General features: G+C 71.6%; 6 protein-coding genes. 2 read left to right on the forward strand and 4 right to left on the reverse strand.

Going from position 1 to position 5,253, the window contains the following annotated elements; translation table 11 throughout:
• Positions 1-198: 198 nt before the first annotated feature.
• Entirely contained in the window at positions 199-900 is a 702-nt protein-coding gene (locus SACHA_RS0111895; protein ID WP_019809966.1) for an RNA polymerase sigma factor, read from the reverse strand.
• A 170-nt stretch (positions 901-1,070) separates the two neighbouring features.
• On the opposite strand from SACHA_RS0111895, the gene SACHA_RS0111900 reads away from it, so the two are divergent.
• On the forward strand, positions 1,071-1,358 hold the full coding sequence (locus tag SACHA_RS0111900; protein ID WP_019809967.1) for a YciI family protein: 288 nt from the start codon (positions 1,071-1,073) through the stop codon (positions 1,356-1,358).
• A gap of 69 nt (positions 1,359-1,427) precedes the next feature.
• Here SACHA_RS0111900 and SACHA_RS0111905 read toward each other — a convergent pair whose 3' ends face one another.
• The 3 genes from SACHA_RS0111905 to SACHA_RS0111915 form a co-directional block, all read right to left on the reverse strand.
• Positions 1,428-2,555 carry an NDMA-dependent alcohol dehydrogenase gene (locus SACHA_RS0111905; protein ID WP_019809969.1) on the reverse strand — a complete coding sequence of 376 codons (1,128 nt, stop codon included), beginning with the start codon at positions 2,553-2,555 and terminating at the stop codon, positions 1,428-1,430.
• A gap of 153 nt (positions 2,556-2,708) precedes the next feature.
• Complete coding sequence (locus SACHA_RS0111910) at positions 2,709-3,170, reverse strand: pyridoxamine 5'-phosphate oxidase family protein (RefSeq protein WP_019809972.1); 462 nt, start codon at positions 3,168-3,170, stop codon at positions 2,709-2,711.
• Positions 3,171-3,310: 140 nt separating this feature from the next.
• A complete protein-coding gene (locus tag SACHA_RS0111915) occupies positions 3,311-4,237 on the reverse strand; it encodes an SDR family oxidoreductase (RefSeq protein ID WP_019809975.1) in 927 nt (308 codons plus the stop codon).
• A 90-nt stretch (positions 4,238-4,327) separates the two neighbouring features.
• On the opposite strand from SACHA_RS0111915, the gene SACHA_RS0111920 reads away from it, so the two are divergent.
• Entirely contained in the window at positions 4,328-5,167 is an 840-nt protein-coding gene (locus tag SACHA_RS0111920; protein ID WP_019809977.1) for an LLM class F420-dependent oxidoreductase, read from the forward strand.
• Positions 5,168-5,253: the final 86 nt, after the last annotated feature.

Below are 5,253 nucleotides of genomic sequence, written 5' to 3' on the forward strand. Positions count from 1 at the left end.
CCGTCGGCGGCTCCCCGGTCCCGACCCCGGCGATCCGGTCCCCGGCCACGGCGAGCCAGCCGTCGTCGAGCACCGCGTCGGGCACGGCGAGGCGGCCCCCGGTCAGAACGAGGTCGTGGTCGCCGTGCGCGGGCATCGGTCGAGCCTAGTGGTCGGGACCGGTCCGGCGCCATCCACGCCCGGGCACCTCGCCCGGGGTCAGCGGCGGCCTTCGTGCATCGCGCGCTGCAGCGCCTCCAGGGCGCGGCTGGCCGTCGACTTCACCGTGCCGCGCGAGATGCCCGTCGCCTCCGAGATCTCGATCTCGGAGAGTCCGCCGTAGTAGCGCAGCACCAGCACCTCGCGCTGCCGGGGCGGCAGGGTCGACAGCGCGCTGACCACCGCCTGGTGTTCGGTGGACAGCATGGCCAGGCTCTCGGCGGAACGGGCGTTCACCGAGTGCGGGGGCACGTAGTCCCGGGCGGTCTTGCGCCGGCGCAGCACGCTGCGGGAGCCGTTCACCACGGCGGTGCGCAGATACCCGACGGCCGCGGCGGCGTCGCGCAGCTTGCCCCAGTTGCGGTGCAGCCCGGTGAAGGCCTCCTGGACGACGTCCTCGGCGGTGGCCGGCTCGTCCACCAACAGGATCGCCAGCCGGATCAGACGCATGCGGTGCTGGCGGTAGAGGTCCTCCAACGTCAGCGGCCCCGACTTCGGCGCGGGTCGCACCGGTGCGTCGAGGGTGCGCAGGTGGCCCAGCGTCTGTTCGACGTCGCGCTCGACCGCACGCGAGTGCGCGGGTGCGGAGCCGTTCGGTGCCGGGGGCGTGGCGGGCGCCGTCTCCGGCGCGGCCCCGGTGTGTGGCGGGTTCGTCCCGTGTGCGGTGCTGCGGTGGCGCATGGGCTCGGCGCTGCCGTGCATCGAAACCTGCCCATCGTCGACGGTGCCTGGTGAGTCCTGGGAGACTCCGGAGTACACAGCGTATCTGGCTGTCGACCTCGGCTCCCAACGTACGCGGTTGGCGGCACCGGCGGCGGCATGAGCCGTCGTGGCGCCGGGTACGCCGAGGATACGGGAGACGAGGAGGCGGCATGCCCTGGTTCGTGGTGGAGCAGCGGTACGTCCCGGAGAAGTACGCCGACGTGCGGCCCCGGCACCGGGAGTACCTCTCCACACTGGCCGAGCAGGGGGTTGTGGCGCTCGCCGGGCCGCTGGACGGCGACACGGGGGGAATGGCGCTGTATCAGGCCGCCGACCGCGAACACCTGCGGAGCATCATCGACGCCGATCCGTACTACGTCGAGGGCGCGGTCGCCGAGCGCACCGTGCGCGACTTCAAGCCCGTACTCGGTTCCTGGCTGCCCGCCCCGTCGGGGTGAACCACCCGCGCCCGCGGTAGCTCGGGACGGCCGGGACCGGTTCCCGGGCACCGCGCGGCGGGAGTGCGGTCACGTGCCGGAATCGTCCGTGGCGTGGACGAGCAGGCCGCGGATGTTCCGGCCTTCGCGCAGGTCCCGGTAGCCGTCGTTGATCTCGTCGAGGGTGTACCTCCTGGTGACGAGTTCGTCGAGGGCGAGGGCGCCGGAGTCGTGCAGCCGGAGCAGCTTGACGATGTCGTACCGCGGATTGCCCGAGCCGAACAGCGTGCCCTTGATCGTCTTCTCGAACAGTGTGAGAATGCCGCCGGAGACGTGCACGGTGAGCGTGTCCACGTCGGCCAGTCCGGTGACCACGAGCGTGCCGCCCTTGCCGATCGCGTCGAACGCGTCGGAGATCACCTGTTCGTCCACGACACCGACCGTGACGAGTGCCTGGTCGGCCATCTGGCCCCAGGTCAGTTCGCCGATCTTCTCGGCGGCCGCGTCGGCGGTGGCGAATGCGTGCGTGGCCCCGAACTTCAGCGCCGTCTCCCGCTTGAACCCGACCGGGTCCACCGCGACGACGTACCGGGCACCGGCGTGCACGGCGCCCTGCACCGCGTTGATGCCGATACCGCCGATGCCGTAGACGACCGCGGTGTCGCCCGCGCGCACGCCGCCCGCGTAGTTGGCACTGCACCACCCCGTCGGGACCCCGCAGCCCACCAGGGCCGCGGTCTCCAGCGACAACCAGTCGTCGATCTTGACGACGGAGTGTTCCGAGACGGTGGCGCGCTCGGCGAAGGTGCCGAGCATGCACATGGCCCCGAGGTCCGCACCGGCGTGGTGGAACCGGAAGGTCCCGTCCGGCAGGGAACCGTCCAGGATCGTGGCACCGAGATCGCACAGGCTCGACCTGCCCGTGGCGCAGTAGCGGCAGTGCCCGCAGCTCGGGACGAAGCTGCACACGACGTGATCGCCCGGGGCGACCCTGGTGACCCCGGGACCGACGTCCTCGATGACGCCCGCCCCCTCGTGGCCACCGACGATCGGGTAGCGCGGGGTGAGTTCACCGTCGACGAGGTGCAGGTCGGAGTGGCACAGCCCGGAGGCCGTGTACCGGATCAGGACCTCCCCGGGGCCGGGACCGTCCAGGTCGAGTTCCCGGATCTCGAAGGGTCGGTGGGGGCCGAACAGAACCGCTGCCTTGGTCTTCATGCGCGCCTCCTTCGCGGAGACAGCATGACATGCGTCACACCGAAAACCCACCCCGCGAGTCGCCACCCCGGAACGCCGAGTCGCCACCCAGGAACGCCGAGTCGACGGGCCGGGACGCCGAGTCGACGATCCGGGGCCCCGGGTCGACGTGCGTCAGTAGGTACCGCCGAGTTTGGCGTGGTCCCAGCTCACGATCCTGGTCGGGGTGAATACCAGGCCGATCCGCTTCGGTGCCTGGGCCGAGACCACCCGGGCGAGCGCGTCCTCGTCGACCCCGGGCGTGTACCGGCGGGTGAGGCCGAGTCCCAGTTCGGTCACCGCCTCCGGGTCGGTGACCAGCTCGACGTCACACTCCATCGAGACGCCGCGCAACTCCTCGTAGCTGTCCCCGGACTCCACCAGCACCGTCGCGTGCGGGTCGCGGCGCAGGTTGGCGACCTTCTGCGACTTCCCGTACGTCCACGTCGCGACCCCCTGCCCGCGAGGGAAGTACCACAGCGGGGCCAGGTGCGGCCTGCCGTTGGGCCCCAGGGTCGCGACGTTGATCACCCGCTGCCCGGCGAGGTAGGTGGCGACCTCCTCAGCACTCATCCGGATCTGTTCGCGCCGTGACACGTCTCGTGCCTCCTGTCGTCGTGACCGTGGGTGGTGCCGTGAAGGACTCCTTCACTGCATCACACGCAGGCAAGGCCCCCTTCACCGCGGCACACGCAGGGAAGGGGTCCTTCACGGCAACCACCCGGGCGGGACAACCGTCAGTCGGTGGTGGCGGCGCGGCCGGAACGGCCGGTGACGGCCGCCTCGCGGGAGCCCCGGGCCTCGATGTCGGCGAGGGCCGCCGCGTCGGCCTTGGCGATCCGGCTCTTGACGCCGATCTCGGTCAGCTTCGGCAGCACCGCGCGGAACAGCTTGATCGCACCCACCCAGCGGGGCACGTGGATGGCGCGCGCGCGTTTGTGGATCCCGGCCCGGATGGCGTCCAACGCCAGCTCCAGCGGGTAGGTTTTGCCCAGCGGTCCCGGGATGTTCGAGCGGAACTCGCCGAACACCGGGTGCGCGTCGGCGCTGTCCACCAGGTCGGTCTTGATCCAGCTCGGGTGCGCGACGCCGACCCGGACACCGAGATGCGCCACCTCGCCCCGGAGGCTGTTGCAGAACGCCTCCACTCCGGCCTTCGCGGCGGAGTAGTTCGCCATGCCGGGCGCGTGCGCGATGGCCGCGAACGACGAGATCGCCAGCAGGTAGCCGCCGCGTTCGATCACGTGCGGCAGGGTCACGCGGAACGTGCGCCAGACGCCGAGCATGTCGACCTCGAACACCCGCTCGAAGGCGTCCCGGTCGACCGAGCGGACGAACCCGGTCGTGGCGATTCCCGCGTTGGCGACGACGATGTCGATCCCGCCGAAGTGCTCCACCACGCCGTCGACGGCCTTGCCCAGCGCGTCCCAGTCGGTGACGTCGGCCTCCCAGGAGTGCGCGGCCGGGCCGATCTGCTCGGCGACCCTGCGCTGCTGCTCGGCCTCGATCCCGACGAGCGCCACCTTGGCGCCGTCGGCCGCGAGACGGTGGGCCAGCCCCGCGCCGATCCCGCGCGCCGCGCCGGTGATCAGTACGACCTTGTCCTGCACGTTCCTGCTGTTTCCGCGCGCCACGCCTGCCTCCATCGCCGGGTCGGTCGCCATGTCGGACGGACGCGAACTTACTCGAAGTAGCCTACTGAATGGTAGGCCCTGCGGGAATGCGATCAGTCGCGCTCGGTGTTGGGCTGAGGTATGACCGCGAAACTGGGCACAATCGGGATCTGGCGATGGACCGGCGGACTCGACGCCGAACTGGCCGCCGAGGTGGAGCGACTCGGCTACGGCACCATCTGGATCGGCGGCTCGCCGTCGGGCGACCTGGAGATCGTCGACACGCTGCTCGACGCCACCGAGCACCTCACCGTCGCCACCGGGATCGTCAACATGTGGTCCGACGACGCGGCCACGGTCGCGCGTTCCTACCACCGCATCACCGCCCGGCACCCGGGCCGGTTCCTGCTGGGTGTGGGGGTCGGCCATCCCGAGGCGACCCAGCAGTACCGCAAGCCCTACGAGACGATCGTGTCCTATCTCGACGAACTGGACGAGGCCGGGGTCCCGGTGGCCGACCGGGCGCTGGCCGCGCTGGGGCCGAAGGTGCTCGAACTCTCCGCCGAGCGCACGGCCGCCGCGCACCCGTACCTGACCACACCCGGACACACCCGGTGGGCGCGCGAGGTCCTCGGGGACCGCGTGCTGCTCGCACCGGAGCAGAAGGTCGTGCTGGACACCGACCCCGAGCGGGCACGGGCGGCGGCGCGTCCCGCCGTGAACAACCCGTACCTGAAGCTGCGGAACTACGTGAACAACCTCCGCAGGCTCGGCTGGGCCGACGAGGAGATCGCCGACGGCGGCAGCGACCGGCTGATCGACGAGCTCGCCGTCCACGGTGACGCCGAGGCTCTGGCGCAGGGGGTGCGGGCCCACCTCGACGCGGGCGCCGACCACGTGTGCATCCAGGCGCTGCCGATGGACGCCGACCCGCTGCCCACCTACCGGGCCGTCGCCGGGGCCCTGAACCTCACGGGCTGAACCGCACCGGCCACTGAACCGCACCGGGTGCCGCACCGCACGGTCCCGGGCACCGTCCCCGGCCGGACCGCGGGTGGCCGTGACCC

Source organism: Saccharomonospora halophila 8 (assembly GCF_000383775.1).
GTDB classification, from domain to species: Bacteria; Actinomycetota; Actinomycetes; order Mycobacteriales; family Pseudonocardiaceae; genus Saccharomonospora; species Saccharomonospora halophila.

Bases quoted from the DNA above. Each gene is read 5' to 3' on its own strand.
- SACHA_RS0111895 (WP_019809966.1), bottom strand. From the start codon at position 900: ATGCACGGCAGCGCCGAGCCCATGCGCCACCGCAGCACCGCACACGGG.
- SACHA_RS0111900 (WP_019809967.1), top strand. From the start codon at position 1,071: ATGCCCTGGTTCGTGGTGGAGCAGCGGTACGTCCCGGAGAAGTACGCC.
- SACHA_RS0111905 (WP_019809969.1), bottom strand. From the start codon at position 2,555: ATGAAGACCAAGGCAGCGGTTCTGTTCGGCCCCCACCGACCCTTCGAG.
- SACHA_RS0111915 (WP_019809975.1), bottom strand. From the start codon at position 4,237: ATGGCGACCGACCCGGCGATGGAGGCAGGCGTGGCGCGCGGAAACAGC.
- SACHA_RS0111920 (WP_019809977.1), top strand. From the start codon at position 4,328: ATGACCGCGAAACTGGGCACAATCGGGATCTGGCGATGGACCGGCGGA.